Origin of the sequence: Eubacterium sp. 3_1_31, assembly GCF_964249515.1 — a bacterium.
GTDB classification, from domain to species: domain Bacteria; phylum Bacillota_I; class Bacilli_A; order Erysipelotrichales; family Erysipelotrichaceae; genus Longicatena; species Longicatena caecimuris.
In genome coordinates, this window is record NZ_CAXUBY010000006.1 from 64,228 (window position 1) to 80,707 (window position 16,480).

General features: G+C 39.6%; 16 protein-coding genes. 5 read left to right on the forward strand and 11 right to left on the reverse strand.

What is annotated here, in order from left to right; translation table 11 throughout:
- Nucleotides 1-14: 14 nt before the first annotated feature.
- Nucleotides 15-437 carry a PTS sugar transporter subunit IIA gene (locus ACESSZ_RS04210; protein WP_008690736.1) on the reverse strand — a complete coding sequence of 141 codons (423 nt, stop codon included), beginning with the start codon at nt 435-437 and terminating at the stop codon, nt 15-17.
- An 88-nt stretch (nt 438-525) separates the two neighbouring features.
- Complete coding sequence (locus ACESSZ_RS04215) at nt 526-3,195, reverse strand: sigma 54-interacting transcriptional regulator (RefSeq protein ID WP_318250329.1); 2,670 nt, start codon at nt 3,193-3,195, stop codon at nt 526-528.
- Between the two features lie 163 nt (nt 3,196-3,358).
- Here ACESSZ_RS04215 and rpoN point away from each other — a divergent pair, with 163 nt between their 5' ends.
- Together rpoN and ACESSZ_RS04225 are read left to right on the forward strand one after the other, a co-directional pair.
- Nucleotides 3,359-4,576, forward strand: coding sequence for an RNA polymerase factor sigma-54 (gene rpoN, locus ACESSZ_RS04220; protein ID WP_008690731.1), 1,218 nt, complete (start codon nt 3,359-3,361; stop codon nt 4,574-4,576).
- A 92-nt stretch (nt 4,577-4,668) separates the two neighbouring features.
- A complete protein-coding gene (locus ACESSZ_RS04225; RefSeq protein ID WP_008690729.1) occupies nt 4,669-5,871 on the forward strand; it encodes an EAL domain-containing protein in 1,203 nt (400 codons plus the stop codon).
- Between the two features lie 41 nt (nt 5,872-5,912).
- Here the strand turns inward: ACESSZ_RS04225 and ACESSZ_RS04230 are convergent, their stop codons facing one another.
- The 6 genes from ACESSZ_RS04230 to ACESSZ_RS04255 all read right to left on the reverse strand — a co-directional run bounded on the left by ACESSZ_RS04230 (nt 5,913) and on the right by ACESSZ_RS04255 (nt 11,427).
- A complete protein-coding gene (locus ACESSZ_RS04230) occupies nt 5,913-6,518 on the reverse strand; it encodes a GNAT family N-acetyltransferase (RefSeq protein WP_008690727.1) in 606 nt (201 codons plus the stop codon).
- 90 nt (nt 6,519-6,608) lie between these two features.
- A complete protein-coding gene (locus tag ACESSZ_RS04235) occupies nt 6,609-7,340 on the reverse strand; it encodes a GntR family transcriptional regulator (protein ID WP_008690726.1) in 732 nt (243 codons plus the stop codon).
- A gap of 43 nt (nt 7,341-7,383) precedes the next feature.
- The gene (locus ACESSZ_RS04240; protein WP_119983301.1) at nt 7,384-9,123 is read right to left on the reverse strand and encodes a class I mannose-6-phosphate isomerase; all 1,740 of its coding nucleotides are present in this window, start codon (nt 9,121-9,123) and stop codon (nt 7,384-7,386) included.
- Nucleotides 9,120-9,674, reverse strand: coding sequence for a glucose-6-phosphate isomerase family protein (locus ACESSZ_RS04245; protein ID WP_119983300.1), 555 nt, complete (start codon nt 9,672-9,674; stop codon nt 9,120-9,122). The genes ACESSZ_RS04240 and ACESSZ_RS04245 overlap by 4 nt, the downstream gene beginning before the upstream one ends.
- Complete coding sequence (locus tag ACESSZ_RS04250) at nt 9,671-10,447, reverse strand: glucose-6-phosphate isomerase family protein (protein ID WP_008690722.1); 777 nt, start codon at nt 10,445-10,447, stop codon at nt 9,671-9,673. Before ACESSZ_RS04250 ends, ACESSZ_RS04245 begins: the two co-directional genes overlap by 4 nt.
- Before the next feature lie 224 nt (nt 10,448-10,671).
- A complete protein-coding gene (locus ACESSZ_RS04255) occupies nt 10,672-11,427 on the reverse strand; it encodes a GntR family transcriptional regulator (protein ID WP_008690721.1) in 756 nt (251 codons plus the stop codon).
- Nucleotides 11,428-11,529: 102 nt separating this feature from the next.
- Between ACESSZ_RS04255 and deoC the strand changes: the two genes are divergently transcribed.
- The 3 genes from deoC (at nt 11,530) to ACESSZ_RS04270 (ending at nt 14,213) form a co-directional block, all read left to right on the forward strand.
- Complete coding sequence (gene deoC / locus ACESSZ_RS04260; protein WP_008690720.1) at nt 11,530-12,219, forward strand: deoxyribose-phosphate aldolase; 690 nt, start codon at nt 11,530-11,532, stop codon at nt 12,217-12,219.
- Nucleotides 12,220-12,223: 4 nt separating this feature from the next.
- The gene (locus ACESSZ_RS04265) at nt 12,224-13,093 is read left to right on the forward strand and encodes an SDR family oxidoreductase (protein WP_119983299.1); all 870 of its coding nucleotides are present in this window, start codon (nt 12,224-12,226) and stop codon (nt 13,091-13,093) included.
- A 163-nt stretch (nt 13,094-13,256) separates the two neighbouring features.
- The gene (locus ACESSZ_RS04270) at nt 13,257-14,213 is read left to right on the forward strand and encodes a beta-1,6-N-acetylglucosaminyltransferase (protein ID WP_119983298.1); all 957 of its coding nucleotides are present in this window, start codon (nt 13,257-13,259) and stop codon (nt 14,211-14,213) included.
- Nucleotides 14,214-14,296: 83 nt separating this feature from the next.
- Here the strand turns inward: ACESSZ_RS04270 and ACESSZ_RS04275 are convergent, their stop codons facing one another.
- From ACESSZ_RS04275 to ACESSZ_RS04285, 3 genes are all read right to left on the reverse strand, one after another.
- Nucleotides 14,297-15,136 (reverse strand): EFR1 family ferrodoxin, encoded by an 840-nt coding sequence (locus tag ACESSZ_RS04275; RefSeq protein ID WP_119983297.1) that lies wholly within the window; start codon nt 15,134-15,136, stop codon nt 14,297-14,299.
- A 97-nt stretch (nt 15,137-15,233) separates the two neighbouring features.
- Nucleotides 15,234-15,548, reverse strand: coding sequence for a hypothetical protein (locus tag ACESSZ_RS04280; protein ID WP_008979299.1), 315 nt, complete (start codon nt 15,546-15,548; stop codon nt 15,234-15,236).
- A 116-nt stretch (nt 15,549-15,664) separates the two neighbouring features.
- Nucleotides 15,665-16,480, reverse strand: a complete 816-nt coding sequence (locus ACESSZ_RS04285; protein ID WP_008690714.1) for a PTS system mannose/fructose/sorbose family transporter subunit IID — start codon at nt 16,478-16,480, stop codon at nt 15,665-15,667.

Consider the following 16,480-nt stretch of genomic DNA (forward strand, 5'->3'; position numbering starts at 1 on the left):
TACTTCACCTCTTTCTAAAATTCATCATCTTCCTCAGCTTTTAAATCATCCGCTGCCAGGAAGGTAATGCCGTCTTGGGCATTCTTTACGATACTGTCTTTGACCTGCGCATCAATCACTTGCGGACAGGATAACAGAATATCCATGGCCAAATTCATATTCATTCCGCTGAATACCTTCACATTGTGATGCACACACAGCTGCGATAAGGCTGTATGAACGCTGCCGCCTTTGATATCGCAGAGAATGACAAATTCCATCTGTGGATTTGTTGCAATGCGCTCTTTCAGCTTGTTCATAAAGTCATTTGGATTTTCTCCCGGAAACAGACAGTAGGTTTCTACATCCTGCGTCAGCTCTTCGCCGATAATCATACGCAGGGAGTTTAATAATCCTTCCGCCAGCTTTCCATGGGATGCGAGAATCACTTGTCGCATACTCATCAGCTCCCTTCACTTACTAACTAGCAAAAAGCGTGCCAACTTGGAATTTTCCATGTTAAACACGCTTTTTTCGCTTTTTTTCTTAATTATTCTTCACGTAGTCGAAGATATAGCCAATCTCTTCCACCGGTATTTCGACGCTATAGTAATTTTCAACGACGCTAAACGCTTTTTTCACCGATTTGATAAACGCTATTTCTTTTTCCGCAAAATCTTCTACATTCGTATACGTTTCAATGCTCTTTCTGGTAACCAGACGTTCAATCAAGCAACAGACATGCACATACAAGCCTACACAAGTATTATTCGTCAAGCGAACCTGCAAATCATTTTGCAGCTTATCAATGGCATCGGCGACATGTTCTAATAGCTTGCTAGGATTTAAGATCGTCAGATTGTTCATGATATTACTTAACGAGAAGTTCTTTAAGATATTTTGTTGGAAGGTCTTCATTTCACTGTCACTGATGTAATCCTTAAAATAATCGTGCAGCTCATCCAAGGTATCGTTGATAATTAAATCCTCGATTGGTATAAAGCGGATGTCAGGTATATTAGGATTCAGTGTTCCAACAATGCAGATGACTTCGTAATTTTCAAAGAAGGCATCGTGCAGCTGTTTTTCCAATAAGGTATTGTAATCATACGTATAGACATGAATCGGTAAGTCGCATGGTAAGGAATCCACCAGAATCTTTTTCAGCTTTTCGGCAGTTCCCATACCGCTGGCACAGGAACAGAGAATGACCTTTTCGCGATTCTTATGTTCCACGATATGATAATTGGCACTACTGTAATCAACGGCAGTTTCAAAGATTTCTTTCATCGGCGTATTGGAGATAATACCCTGCCCGATTTCCAGTGCTAAACGTGTCGTGACATTGTTCATGATGCCAATGCTGGCATTGGATACTTCTAATCCTTTATAGATTTCTTCCAAAGAACCCATATCAACCAGTAAAAATAATTCTTCATATTGCGGAATTTTTGCCAAATAGCGATTTAGCTGTTCAATGATCTGTGTGGAACTAAGCTGTAACGGCATATCCATAGCATCAAACACATAACGCCCTAACAGTTTATTCGCTGCATCGGCCATACTGCTGGCTGTACTGAAACCATGGGCAATAATGATACCGATACGTTTATTCAAATCTGTAATACGATTTAATTTCTTTAGATTTAATGCCAGCACAGAAGTAAACATCGCATCAAATTCCATATCCAAATTTACGGTAAGATTTTCTACGATTTCCTGCGCAATCGCATATTCTCGATGCCATTCGCTCTTTATATAGGAAAGCAATTGTTTGACGTGTTTTTTTTCTTGCTCCAGCCAATTGTTCATTTCTAACAGGTTGCGGCTGTAATCATCAATATAGGAAGCGATGGCAATTACATCATTATTCACAAATTTAAAACCATAACGTGAACTCAGCATATCAAAGATATTGGAAACGATACCTTGCAGATATTCATTCTTACGAATGGTCTTTTTCTTTTGAAAGACGATGGTTTCCTGATACTCATCAATGCTTTGACATGCCGTTTTTAAGAATAAATCACTGTTTTCTCTTGCATCATAAGCTTTCAACAGTTCTTCATTGCATTTTAGAATGGCGCGCTCATGCGATACGAATTTTGCCAGTTCATGTACAGAGATGAGCTTTTGTTCCGTCATGGATGGCACATTCATCTTCGGCTCTTTCAAGGTTTCCGGCAGATTATATGCCCGTATTTCTAAGCGATCCTTGTTGGGATCTGCATGAAATAACGCGTTGACACAGCTTGCTTGAATCGCATTTTTTAATTCTCCGATATTGGCATTGAAAGTTGTTGATAATAAGGTTTGATAGACAAGGGTAGAAAGATAGATAGATTTATGGATACGCGTTTCTTCTGCCGCAAAGATGGAGTGAATGAGCTGTAGACGCTCATGCGTGCCACGCTCTTCTAAGGAAGGAATCGTGATAATCATCGGAATACGGCGCAGCAAGGTTTTTAATAATACCTCTTCTGGTTTTTCCGTTGTCGCAAAGATTAAACGTAAAGAAGACTGATACCACTTTTCATTATCTCCCACCATGTGATAAATGCCCTTATCCATAAATAAGAAGAGCTTTTCCTGACATTCCGGTGGCAGGCAATGCACCTCATCCAAGAAGAGCACACCGCCTTCTGCCAGTTTGATAAGACCGGGATTATCCTTATCCGCACCGGTAAATGCGCCTTTTTTATGACCAAATAGATTCGCCGTTAACAACTCCGGATTATTGGCATATTCGCTACAGTTAACGATGAGAAATTTTTTATCCGCTTCGATCAATTGATGATTTAAGGCATATTCATACATTAACTGTGCCATGAAGCTTTTTCCGGTACCGGTAGGTCCATACAGCAATAAAGGCAGTCCATTTGGCGGATATGATATGGTAGCCTTACATTGATTTACCACATTGGCTAAGCTTTCCTGCGCTCCAATCAGCTTTTCAAAATCTTTCGCTTCCTGTGGCTGCAAGGCTTTTACAAATTCCTTCTTCGATGTGAATTCCTTTTCCTTCAGATGGATAGAAAATAACTTCTCTAATGTCTGCACATCATAAAACAACACCGGACGGGTATTTATTTTAACAAGTTTCCCTTCATTCCATAGCTGGTTTAAATATTGGGATACCATATTACGGCTTAAATGCAACGCTTCACTAATCGCAACTGCATTGCCTGTTTCTGCTAATTCTCTTGTGGTTGCCATAAGGACCTGTTGTCTTACCTTTTCTAACATTACCATCAACCCCTTTTCCATTATTAAGTGTACGAAATTCTCATAGAAAAAGTCAATCAGAAGAATTTGCTTTTTTACGAAAGTTGGCACGCTTTTTGCTAGATATAGATAAGAGGAACTTAGAGGTGATCGTATGAAACAAAATTTAGCAATTCAACAAACGCTTCAACAAAAATATTTATTAACGCAGAAAAATCAGAATGCCTTAGAAGTATTAAAAATGAATCATGAAGAAATCACAAAGCTAGTGTTACAATTTGCGCAACGCAATCCGATGTTTGCCTGTCGCTTTCATCAGGAGAAGGGCTATGAAATGATGGATACCGTACATGCGCCTATCAGCTTAAAGGAAGAGTTGTACTATCAGCTGCACACCTGCAAGACTTCCATACGTGAAGATATTGCCGCCTATCTTATTGAATCCTTAGATGAAAATGGTTATATCAACATCAACGAGGAAGAAGTTGCACACGCTTTTCAAGTAACACTTCAGGAAGTACAGGATGTATTTACGATTCTTCGTACCTTTGAACCAAGTGGAGTCTTTGCCAAAGATGCCGCTGACTCCTTATATTTGCAATGTTTGCATATGGGAAACACCAAAGGGGCATATCTGCTCAAACATCATGCCGATGCCATCTTATCTCATGATCTTTCTTCTATTGCCAAGCAAATGAACTTAACGATCGAAGAGATCAAGGATATTTTACATTCCATCCGCAAATGTCATCCATATCCTTGTGCTCCATACCAAACCCAAACAACAATCAATATAACCCCGGAAGTGGATATCATCGTTGAAGATGAGGAAATTCGCATTGAACCGATTTCCGTCTTTACCCCTTCCCTGCATCAGGAATATGTCAGTGTGATGGAAGAGCATCCACAATTAAAACAATACTTTCAAGAGGCAAGTATTTTTGTCGATATGCTGCATCGCCGCAATGCCTCCTTGCTCATGATCATCAATGAGCTTGTCACCCTTCAAAAAGGCTATTTTCTGTATCATGATGAGCTGCGTCCCTGTACCTTAAAGGATATCGCCCAAAAATTAGGAATGCATGAATCAACTGTTTCCAGAGCCTTGCATCAGAAATATTATCGCTTTGAAGGTGAATGTTATGCTTTTAAACAATTGTTTTCAGCGATGACTTGTCAAGGGGATAGTGCCGATGGAATACGAAAGGCCATCCTTTCTATCATTCGACAGGAAGATAAACACAAACCGTTTTCGGATCAACAATTGGTGATAAAATTATCTGCCATGGATCTTAAGGTTTCACGCAGAACCGTAGCGAAGTATCGAGAACAGTTGCATATCCCCGGTAGTTCACAACGCAAGCTTCGCTAAATCTGTTTTCACAAGATAGCTCAATGACACATTTACAAAAAGGGATGCATAAAAGCAGAAAAACGTGCAAGACTTTCATTAGGTGATGTGGAATGCTGACATGGAAGGATATGGAAACGTTGTATGAACGCTTAGAAGCGGATGATTGTATCGGTGTGTATATTGAAATTAAACAATATGCGCAACACTATTTAAAAGATCGGCAAGAATGCCAAAAGGCCGTAGAAATACTGGACCAAATGCTGTCTGTCATGGATCCATGTATTTGCGTAAGTGAATGGATGCATGGTTCTTTATTCACGTTGTGGAAAACCATATCCTGGACATATATTCATGATATGATCCAGCAACTAGATGATGCTTTTCCACATGTTGCTTTTGCCTTTGGCATTTGTTATCCCAAAGCACAGGAAGAACTATCTACCTTATTTTATAAGTGCCAGCTTGCCGCTATCAAAAGCAAGGATCATGCAAAATATACGACATCTTATGAGCTTTATGATCAATTGCTAGAAAACCGCTTATTACAAGCGGTTTCGACACAGGAAATGGTAGAAAAGGCAATGGCAAAAGGGAATCTGCGTGTTTTTATACAACCAAAAGTTGATCTGGCTACCCAAACCATATGTGGGGGTGAGGCTTTATTGCGTTTATACCATGAAAACCAATGGCTTCCACTATCTGAATGGATGAAAGAAATTCAAAGAAACAGCTTTATTCGCCAGACGGATGTATATGTTTTACATCAGCTTTTTCATATGTTTGCCTTATGTCAGAAACAACAATTCCCCTTACTGCCAATCAGTGTGAATGTCTCTGAAGCAACACTAGAAAATGCACAGGAATATCTCATGGAAGTAAAAAAACTTACAAAAGCTTCTGCACTTTCCAGTAAGCTCTTAGAATTTGAAATCAGTGAAGATATTTTATCAAAAGATAATCAAGCCTTATCCGACTTCTTAACTGTCTTGCACCAGGAAGGATATCCGATTGCCATGGATGACTTTGGCAGTGGCAGTGCTTCCTTAACGATGCTTCCTCATCTTCCCTTTACAAGTATCAAACTTGATCGTTCCTTTTTTCCCCAACCTGCCAATGAAAAAAATAACCTGATGTTACAATCAAGTATACGTATGTTAAAACAATGTGGTTATGGCATTGTTGCGGAAGGTGTCGAAGATGAATGCTATCTGCCTCTATTAAAAGAGGCGCATTGTGATCAGATCCAAGGGCATTATTATTATCAAGCAATGCCAATGTCAGAATACTTGCAGCTATTACGATCATGGGTGTAAAAAAAGAAAATCATCGAGTGTGATTTTCTTTTTTTATTGTTTTAGGCTATTTCGGCAATCTTATCCATGATGAGTTTCCAAGCCAATGCCGTATCTTTTTCAAATGTTTTGGGATCTGCTTGAAAGTTTACGGGCATTGCTTTTTTATAAGGTGTAAAACCTAATCGCAAATACATGGCAATTGCCACATAACTGTTTGTTTGCGTAGTTAAATACAGAGGTTCTGTTACCTGCATAGAGGCATACAACCGAATCGTTTCAATCATTAATGCCTTAGCTATCCCTTTTCTTTGATGATGCTCATCTACACCTACCCAATGCACACGCATTCGTGTATGACCAAAATGCTCGCCTTCCCATACAGAGCTTGTACCGGCAAGCCTTCCGTTTTCATCAACGACCAGCAGCATTTGTTTCTTCACTTTTTCCGGCTGCGATAAAAATGTTTCCTTAAAATATTGCATTCCCTGTGCAAAATTCGCTAACTGACCTAATGCCACATGCAAGCGCACCCAATCTTGACTATAACGCGCATCAAAAGGTATGACTCGATATCCTTCTGCCAAATGGTATTCCATCTTTTCCGGTAGTTCTGTTAGTTCCATTAATACCGGATAATAAGGTATCGTTTTATCTAACGTTGTCATCTGCATCTCCTCCTTATCTAGTTCATATGTATTCTTTACAATAGCATGTTACCTAAAATATAAGGAAAGACCCGAACATAGATTCGAGTCTTATTGTAATTCTATCGTATAGGAATAACGATCTCCTGGATAATAGGAAACCGTATATTCTAACACACGTCCATCATGATCATAAGATACACGCTTACGCACCAGTAAGGCCTCGCCTTTTTTCATTTCTAGCTTTTCGGCAATTTCCTTCGTCGCTGTTACGGCATAAAAGCTTTCCTTACTACGTGATGGCTTGTTTATGTGAAGTTCATCCAGCAATGCATACATACTGCCCTGATAGCGGGTATCATCTAAAGGCAGATTGCGGTCTTTAGAAAAATAGCTGATGAAGTAAACCATTGGTGCCCCATCTCCAGTACGTACACGGGACAGACGATATACTTGTTCCTGCAAAGGACAATGAAATACCTCTGCCACTTCTTTATCTGCTACGGTCATTTCAATATGCACATAGCTAGTGCCAGGCGTAATTCCTCTTTCCAGCATTTCATTCGTAAAGCTTTTGATACCAATCAGTTCTTCTTCAATCTTATTCTGGAATATGACTCTTGTGCCCTTTCCCCTGGCACGTTCTACCAATCCTTCCGTTTCCAATTGGGCAATCGCCTGTCTTGCCGTGATGCGTGATACACCAAAGCGTTTTTGCAGCTGCGCCTCACTTGGAATGGCATCTCCTGGGGCATATTCATTGGATAAGATTTTATCCTTAATAATTTTTTTAATTTGAATATACAGAGGAATTGCACCTTTGTTAAAATCGAGTTGCTCCATGAACTCACCTCCGTGAATCCATTATAGCATGTCTTATTTTATTTTAGGAAAATTTTCTTACGTAAGCTTTCAGAACACCGATTTTCTTACCTTGAGATTCTCCATATGGACGAATCGTATATTCCCCGACACTTGCTGGAATGATGAAGGTTTCCGCATAATGAACAACAAATGGCGCAAAAGCATTCGTTGGACTTTCAATGACTGCTTCTCTTCCTTCTACCAGATTTAGCATATGCACCCCATCATCGGTAGTGTGATGCGTTACATCATCCATCCAATAACGTCTGGTTTCGATAAATTCCAATTCATGAAGACCGGTATGTTCTTCCACATAATGTTCACCACGTGATACTTCATAAATCGCATTTACTAAATTCTTTTCTACCCATGGTGTCGTACGGTCCCACTGAATGACTTCTTTTCCATGTTCGATATGCACCGGACGTGGACGGCCATCTAAACCTAAACGATCCCAATCCCATAATTTAAAGGTAAAAATATATGGTGTAGCACTGATTTCCAAAACCATTGCATTACTTCCGGAACAATGGCAAGTACCTGCCGGGATTAAGAAATGGTCATGCTTCTTTGCCGGAAATTTATTAATATATTTTTCTGCATCAAAGGACATTTCGCCCTGATTCGCTTTACGCAAATCTTGAATCATTTCATCCTTTTGAATACCTTCTTTTAACCCAAGATATACGACAGCATCATCTTCTGCATCTAAAATATAATAGCTTTCATCCTGTGTGTAAGTCATACCGAATTGTTTTTTAATATATTCCGTCAGTGGATGTACCTGAAGACTTAAATTCTGTCCGCCCATGGTGTCTAAGAAGTCAAAACGAATTGGAAATTCTGCCCCAAAACGTGCGAATACCTGTGCACCCAATAATGGTTTTGGCTGGTATAATACCAAATCCATAGCTGGGATTTCTACCGTAATGTCATGAAATCCTAAATATAAAGAGTTCTCTTCCGGTACGCCATCAAAGCTCCAGGCGAAATTTTGTTTGGAACGATCAAGGTCACAAACCTCTTTCATCCACTGGCCTCCCCATACACCTGGATCAAAATATGGGACTGTACGGAATGGCTGTTTTGCGATCTGTTGTAATGCACTGCGGAAGGCATCGCCACTGATCATCTTTGGCTCCATCTTTTTATTTGTATCGCATACATAGTCCATTCGTTCAAATAAAGATGCTTTATGCTTATCCGCAATACGCCATTCAATAAAGAAGCCACGTTTATTTTTACGCAATGGATCTTCATCATAATTGCTGCATTTATAATTGCCCATGCCTGCGCGATAACGCATTTGAATTTCCCAGCGAGCCATATCGAAATAAACCAGAGTATCCCCTGGATGTACCAAAGCAGCTCCAAAACCATAAAGCAAAACCAAACCATCACATGCCATAACCTGTTGCTTTGCCTCTTCCAGTTTCGTCAAATCAATAAAATCAATGACATCTCCATAATACATCTTACCAAAGACACGATCATCCGTTATATGATATTTCAATTGTTCACTGATGGTTTTTTCTTCTTTAAAAAGATCTATCATATTAATTACTAATGCTGGATGCAGTTTCATTAATTCCGGCAGAATTTCATCATCAAATACCCCCGGATACACATCAGCAACCAGTACATGACGTCCTGTATTGCAGTGTTTTTTCAATTCATCCAAAATAGGCGCATAACCAGCCCATGCGCCGTCATCATATCCCTCTATATACGTTGTCGGGAATTTGTTGTAATTGCTTTTCATTCTTCTTCTCCTCTCACAAATACCAGTTTTCCTTTTTCCTTCATTACGCGATAGCCGAATGGCATCGCATCTACCGCTGCATAATCATGTCCGGCATCACAACCCCAGCAGGCAGCCACTTTCATATCCTCATCCCCTGTATTGATCAGACGATGCGCAAGATGACCGTCAATGTGATGCAGGCTTCCCTCAGACACTTCTTCTGCCCAAGTATTTCCTTCTTCATCCATCAACATTAACAATCCTTTTCCACTGACACCGAAATAAAATTCCGCACAGTCACGATCTTCATGCCAATGTCCGCGTGTCATATTGCATTCTCCTGCTACACAAAGTGGATGTAACACGGTCAGTCCCCAGTTTAAATTGCCTCGCTTGGCATCACCTTTTGTGTAGGAATATACATCATACATCACTGTGTTTTCATCCAGATCACCTTCTTTGGCAAAGAAGGATTTGGCATCCTTATACCGTTTCGTGCTAACCGCAACATCACTTCCTTCCATTATGGAATGTATATCGAATGTTACCGGTGCTTTTACTACCTTCATACAAGTTCCTCCCATTCCTTTTTCTTTATTTCAGGATGTGCGACAAATAAGAATTTATCCGGATTCTCCTGAAACTGCGTGTAAATCGGTTTTCCTTTTTCAATACCAAATTGTGGATATTCTTTGGCCTCACAAATGGTAAGGTTTCCTTGGCTGTAGCTAGGATTCATTTCCCAGGTAATATTACCCGCTTCATCCGCCAGTGGGAAAAAAGCAATACCATTGTGTTCACGCACTTCCTGATATGCAAAGCCATAATCTCTGACACACCATGCCCCAAAGCTCATATTCTCATGAATATTCGCATTCACCGTCGCATGCACCCAACCCGGTGGCACGATGACAACATCACCCGCTTTGGCATGTACGGCATAACAATTTCCAGCATCATCACCGCCATACTGCTGCATATAAATATACGCCTCACCGCTCCATATTTCATAAACCTCACAGGTGGATGCATTACAAGAAGGGGATATCGCATGAATATGTCCTTGTGAGCGGACAGGTTCCTTCCCGATTCTTCCTTTCGCATATGCAACTGCACCATATAAAAGATTGCGCTGTACAATCGCTTCGCGATCCTTTTCCATACCGACATCCATAGCTATACTGTATAAAACATCCGGTCCATCCGCATCTGCATCCGCCAATGAAGAACGAATATCATTAAGATGCCGCTTTTCACAAATCGGTCCAAATGCGCCATCGCCATAGGAAAACGTTAGTGTTTCTTCCTCCATATGGATGGCAAATCCAGGGTCAAATTCCATATCTTTCCTCCTAATTGTTATAACATTATATCTTGCTTGATTTTATTCTAGTAAACCACTGAATAAATGTCAATAAAAGTGCTGAAATTTCCGAAATTCGTTATACCAATTCCATGGAATTGACCTATCTTTTCGATCTTTTTTCATAGGAAATCCATAAAAAAGCTATGGTATGCGCATAAAGCGAAAAGCTCTTCCATCCTGCAAATAGAAGAGCTTCTGAATTACCCCTGTTGAATAAGACGCATTTTGAAGGTATTACGTTCTCCATGATAATATGCCGTGGAATATTCCACACACCGATCATCCGCCGTATATGCCTTTGTTTTAACATACAAGATTACTGCCGGCTGTTCCATATGCAACAATGACTGGATCTCTTCATCTGCCAAACGTGCTTCTACCACACGATCAACATAAGCTATTTTACATTGATACCTTTCCTCCATAATCTGATAAAGGGAAGATGCTTCAAAATCATGTTGGGCAATGTCCGGAAATACTGTACTTGGCACATACGTTTCCACGACGACCATTTCCTTTTCATCAGCATACCGCAGCCGTTTTAAATACAGTGATGTTTCACTCTCCCATAATGATTGGCAACCTTCCGGTGTAGGAAGTGTTTCTTTTTGTAACACCTTTGTGCTTGGCACTAAACCTAAGCTTTTCATCTCTTCGTCATAACTGCTTAATTTCATAAAGAAATTGCCTTCTACTTTCGGTACCGAGACAAACGTGCCTTTTGCTTTTTGTCTGGTGATATACCCTTCATGTATTAACTCCGCAAATGCCTGACGAATCGTTGGTCTTGATATATCTAAGAGTTCACAAAACTCTGCCTCTGTCGGTAATTTATCACCAGGTTTATAATAGCCGTTTTCAAACAATTCCAAGATTGCCGATTTCAACTGATAATATAATGGAACAGGAGAATTTTTCGCAATGCGAAAATGCTGCCGTAGGTTTTTATCGATCATATACATGCCTCATTTCTCTTTTTATTATAAAGGATTTTTTTCTATTTGACAATGAAAATATCTTAATGTTATAATGTAATTACATTAAAGGAGGACATCGTTATGGACACAACAAAATTAACCGCTAAAACACTTGCAAGTGTATTTGATCACACCTTTTTAAAGGCTTATGCAACACATGAGGATTTTGATAAACTCTGCCGTGAAGCGAAAGAAATCGGAGCCGCGATGGTTGCCATCAACGCTTCACCGGTAACCTATTGTAAAGAACAACTCAAGGACAGTGATGTGCATGTGGGAGCAGCCATCGCCTTTCCTTTAGGGCAGACAACACTGGAGACAAAGATTTTAGAAACGCAGAAAGCAATTGCGGATGGTGCTGATGAAATTGATTATGTCATCAACATCGGAGAAGCAAAGATGCATCATTGGGATTATCTTGAAAGGGAAATGCGTGAAATCACACAGGTATGTCATAAGCATGGGATCTTATGTAAAGTTATATTTGAAAACTGCTATTTAGAAAAAGAAGAAATTCGCAAGCTTGCGGAAATAGCTAAAAAAGTGAAACCGGATTATATCAAAACAAGTACCGGCTTCGGTACTGGCGGAGCTAGTGTAGAAGATGTAAAACTGATGAAAGAAACCGTAGGCGATGCAGTGAAAGTAAAAGCAGCCGGAGGCATTCGCGATTGGGCAACATGCAAAGCAATGCTGGAAGCAGGTGCAGAACGTATCGGTACGAGCAGTTCATTAAAAATCTTAGATGAATTTAAAAAAAAAAGAGGATAACCACATGAAAAGAATCATTATTACCGGTGGCAATGGCTTTATTGCCTCTTTAGTTAAAGAATCCTTAAAAAACACAATGGATGTGGTGGCTATGACGCGAAAAGATGCAGATTTTGCTGATCCGGATGCAGTCAGAGCCTGGTTTGAAAAGCAGGAATTCGATTATGTATTCCATACCGCAGCAATGGCACAGACAGCGGATTGTGAGAACTATCCTGAACTCACCTATCGGGTGAATGTGGAAAGCACAAAAGTTATTGCCGATATCTGTCAAGAACGACATGCTCGCTTACTTTTTATCAGTACGGAACAATGCTTTAACGCTAAGACTTGTGCAGGTCCATTTAAAGAAGAAGACAGCTTGTGCTCTATCACAAAATATGGGCAGCACAAAGTGGAATGTGAAAACTATATCACTTCCCATCTGGAAGATTATCTGATTCTTCGTTTCTCTTGGATGTTAGGCATGAATCGCCCCGGCATTAAGGCAAGTCCTAACATCATACGCAACGTTATGCATGCTCTGTTCTATCAACAGCCGACAAAATTTACCGTAAATGAAATCCGTGGTATGACCTATGCCCAGAAGCTGGCAGATCAATTCACAAACATCCTGGAGCTGGCATCCGGTATTTATCATATCTCAGATACCAATACCCACAACACCTATGAGTCAGCAAAAATAGTAGCTCGTAAATTAGGCTTCGATGAAGAAACTATCGATCGCTATATTTTACCTGATCATGAACGCTATAAAGAACGTTTCCGTGACTATCGTCTCGATCATCAAAAGATAGAAGAGGCCGGCATCCATTTTGGCACCTTTGAAGAAAATGTAGATGCCTGTTTAAAAGATTTCGGCTGGTTGAAATAGCTAAATAGACAGATTTTTTAAACAATCTGTCTTTTTTATATGCGTTGTAAACGGATACAAGTGATGACGAATATCACTTCGCATTTTTACATATCAATGCTATAATAAGGAAGATAATGAAAACACCCAGGATGATTTATCATCTTACAGAATGGAGGATACTATGAAATTAGCATTTCTGGTACATACAAGCCGTGATTATGAAGAAGTAATTGAAATGATCAATCAATTGACTAAGCAAGGTGATCATGTCTTCATCATGATCAATGATAACGATTTAAGAGACAAAGTAGCCTTTGTATATACAGATTATTTACGTGTACACGTATCACGCACGCAAGAATATGCCCAAGAAGGAGATCTCTCTTTAGCAAGAGGAACCATCATTCAAATGAAAGAAGCAATCGAAAAAGATGATTTCGATTATTTCATTAATTTAACAGATGGCATGATGCCCTTAAAGAGTCGTAGTGAAATTGTTGCATTTCTAAGCGAACATGAAGGAAAAGATTTTTATTATGATGCCACAGCCAATTATGATCAGGTGGCCCTAAATAAAAAAAGTAAGAAATATTATCCGTTTACCAATGCTTTAGATTTTCCTAGAAATAACTTTCTGCGTTCCCTATCAAAAGCCAGCGGTTCTTTCTTTTCCATGCTTGGCATACGCCGTAAGAGTGAAGAAGTATATCGCATCGGCAGCCCATGGTTCATCTTATCAAAAGCGAGTGCTAAAATCTTAGCTGCGCATTTTGATTACGTATCTGAATCTTACAAGCTTTCTTGGTATGCGGAGGAACAATACATACCGATGATGATGCAGAAGTATGTATATGTCAATGGTCGAAAAGATGATCATATCAATCAAGATTTGCGTGTTGTCGGTCCAAATGGGACTTGGGTAGAAAGCAGCGATGCCAAACCATTAGCGGAAGAAACTTTAAAAGCACATCCGGAATGCTTATTTGGAGGCAAGATCACGGCAGAAGATACCTTATATTTATATCATGAATATTTTGATATTTATAATCGTGATTATGAAAAAGTTGCTCAAAAGGAAAAACGTGATATTGATCCAAATGCTTTGATTGATGCTCTGACAAAATCATCTGTTGAATAACACCACAAAAGAGCCCTGCGGGATGCAGATGGCTCTTTTCTTTTTCAAATGATAGAAAGTATAAATACTGTGCTTCATACTTTTCATAAAGTATTCGCAAGCCAAAATGTATTTTCTTTCGGCTTTTGATAGTTTTTTTCCAGCATGGCCACATGAGATAAAAAATCTGCATCATCAAAATATTTTGCCTTTGCCAAACAGCTCTGAACACAAGCCTGGCATTTTATACAAGTTCCGATAATTTCATAAAAGTTTTCAAAAGAGATAGCCCCCATAGGACAATGGGTAGCACATATCCCACATTTAGTACAGAAATCGAGTCTTGTTTTGGGCGTTGCTTTAAGGAAGTGTGCGGGTGTTCCATCTTCTTTGAGTGGCTTATAATACGATCGTTTCGTTGTCATCTTCGTTGTAAGTACAGCCATATCCTTTGACAGATCATTTTCCAATAAGGTATGCATAAGTTGCATCAGAAATTGACGTAATGCTTCTTTATCCTCTTTATTAGGTCGAAATGTTGCCAGTTTCTCTGTAAAGGCATGTTGGCAAGACATAGCTGCTGCACCTATAACACGAAAACCATGCAAATGCAGTTCTTGGATAGCTTCATCTACCGCTTGATCATAAGAACGATTGCCATAGGTAAGGATTGCTAACGCAAGGGTGTTATCCCCTTGTAAATGATTTTGCAGAAAGGGCAACATCTTATTAGGCAATCTTCCTGCATAAACGCTGGAACCAAACAACACCAACGCATCTTTAGGGAAAACATAGGTTTCTTTACGCATAGCAGGCAATGTAAAATCAATATAGGTAATCGGAAGATGGAGATATTGTTGTAATGTTTCAGCCGCTGTTTCAATTACTTTTCTGGTATTGCCACAGGCACTGTAATAAACCCCATAAAGCGCTTTTAGTTTCATAAACATCATCCTTTAACCTTTCTTTTCGTTATGTTCATTGTACCGTATATAGCAATTATTTGCATCAAAAAAGCGCTTAGATAAGCGCCTTTTCCTATTATTTTTTCCCCTTCTGCAAATCATTTAACATTTGCAGTACCAGTTTCTTAGAATTGCGGTAGCTTAGATAGAACAAGATCGTAAAGATACCTGTCGGAATTGCAAGTATCAATCCTAGCCATTTTATGACACTGCGTGCTGTTTCACCTACACTGAGGAATGCATCGTGCATACCTGTGAATCCCCATATAGCCAAAGCACTAAATAATAAACATAGGAAGAAACACATCTTAGCATTTCTTATCAATCGTTTGGTCATCATATCACGATAAGATATCTCGTTCTTCAATTGTTCACGCTCTTTTTTAGTCATCGTACTCTACCTCATTTCATTGTAAAAATCATACCATCCCATACTTCGATTTGCAAGACCTAAAGAAAATCATCCCTTTTGGGAGTAAGGGATGATTTTGAATGTATTGCTAAGTATTATCCCAGCAATCCGCTGACAGAACCTAAGAAACCAATTACCACAAACAGGATTAATACTTTAATTGGAGTAACGTTCTTTTTCGCCATCAGCCACCAAGCGAACAGTACAAACAGCATTGTCAGAATGCCAGGGAATGCACCATCCAGTTTTTGCTGCAGCATAACTGCTTTACCTTCAGAGTCAGTAGCGATCTGAACAGCTGAAGTAATGTTTACCCAAGATCCAGCCATCGCACCAACGATAACCTGACCCATAACGATAACAGATTCACGGAACGCAGTTGCCTGTGTACCAACGATCATTTCAACAGCAGAACCACCAAGTTCATAACCCTTGTTATAAATAACTTTCTGGAATAATGTACTTGTTACGTTCCATACTACGATATAGAATAATGGACCTAAGATAGATCCGCCTTCAGCGAAACCTAATGCGATACCTAACAGAATAGGAATGTAAGTACCAACGATCAAAGAGTCACCGATACCAGCCAATGGACCCATCAAACCTGCACGGATACCATTGATCATTTCATCATCAATTTCTTCAGCACCATTTGCACGAGCTTCTTCCAAACCAGCAGTGATACCAACTACGATAGCACCAATCTGAGGCTCAGTGTTGAAGAATGGATAATACGTTCTCATTTTTTCACACTGTTCTTCGTGTGTAGGATACAATTCCTGAATGATTGGCAGCATAGACCACATGTAACCAAATGTCTGCATGTGTTCGTGAGAGAAACAAGTTAAGTTTCCATACCACCAGCGCCAGAAGGAACTATTTAATGTTTTCTTTGAGATTTTTTTCAT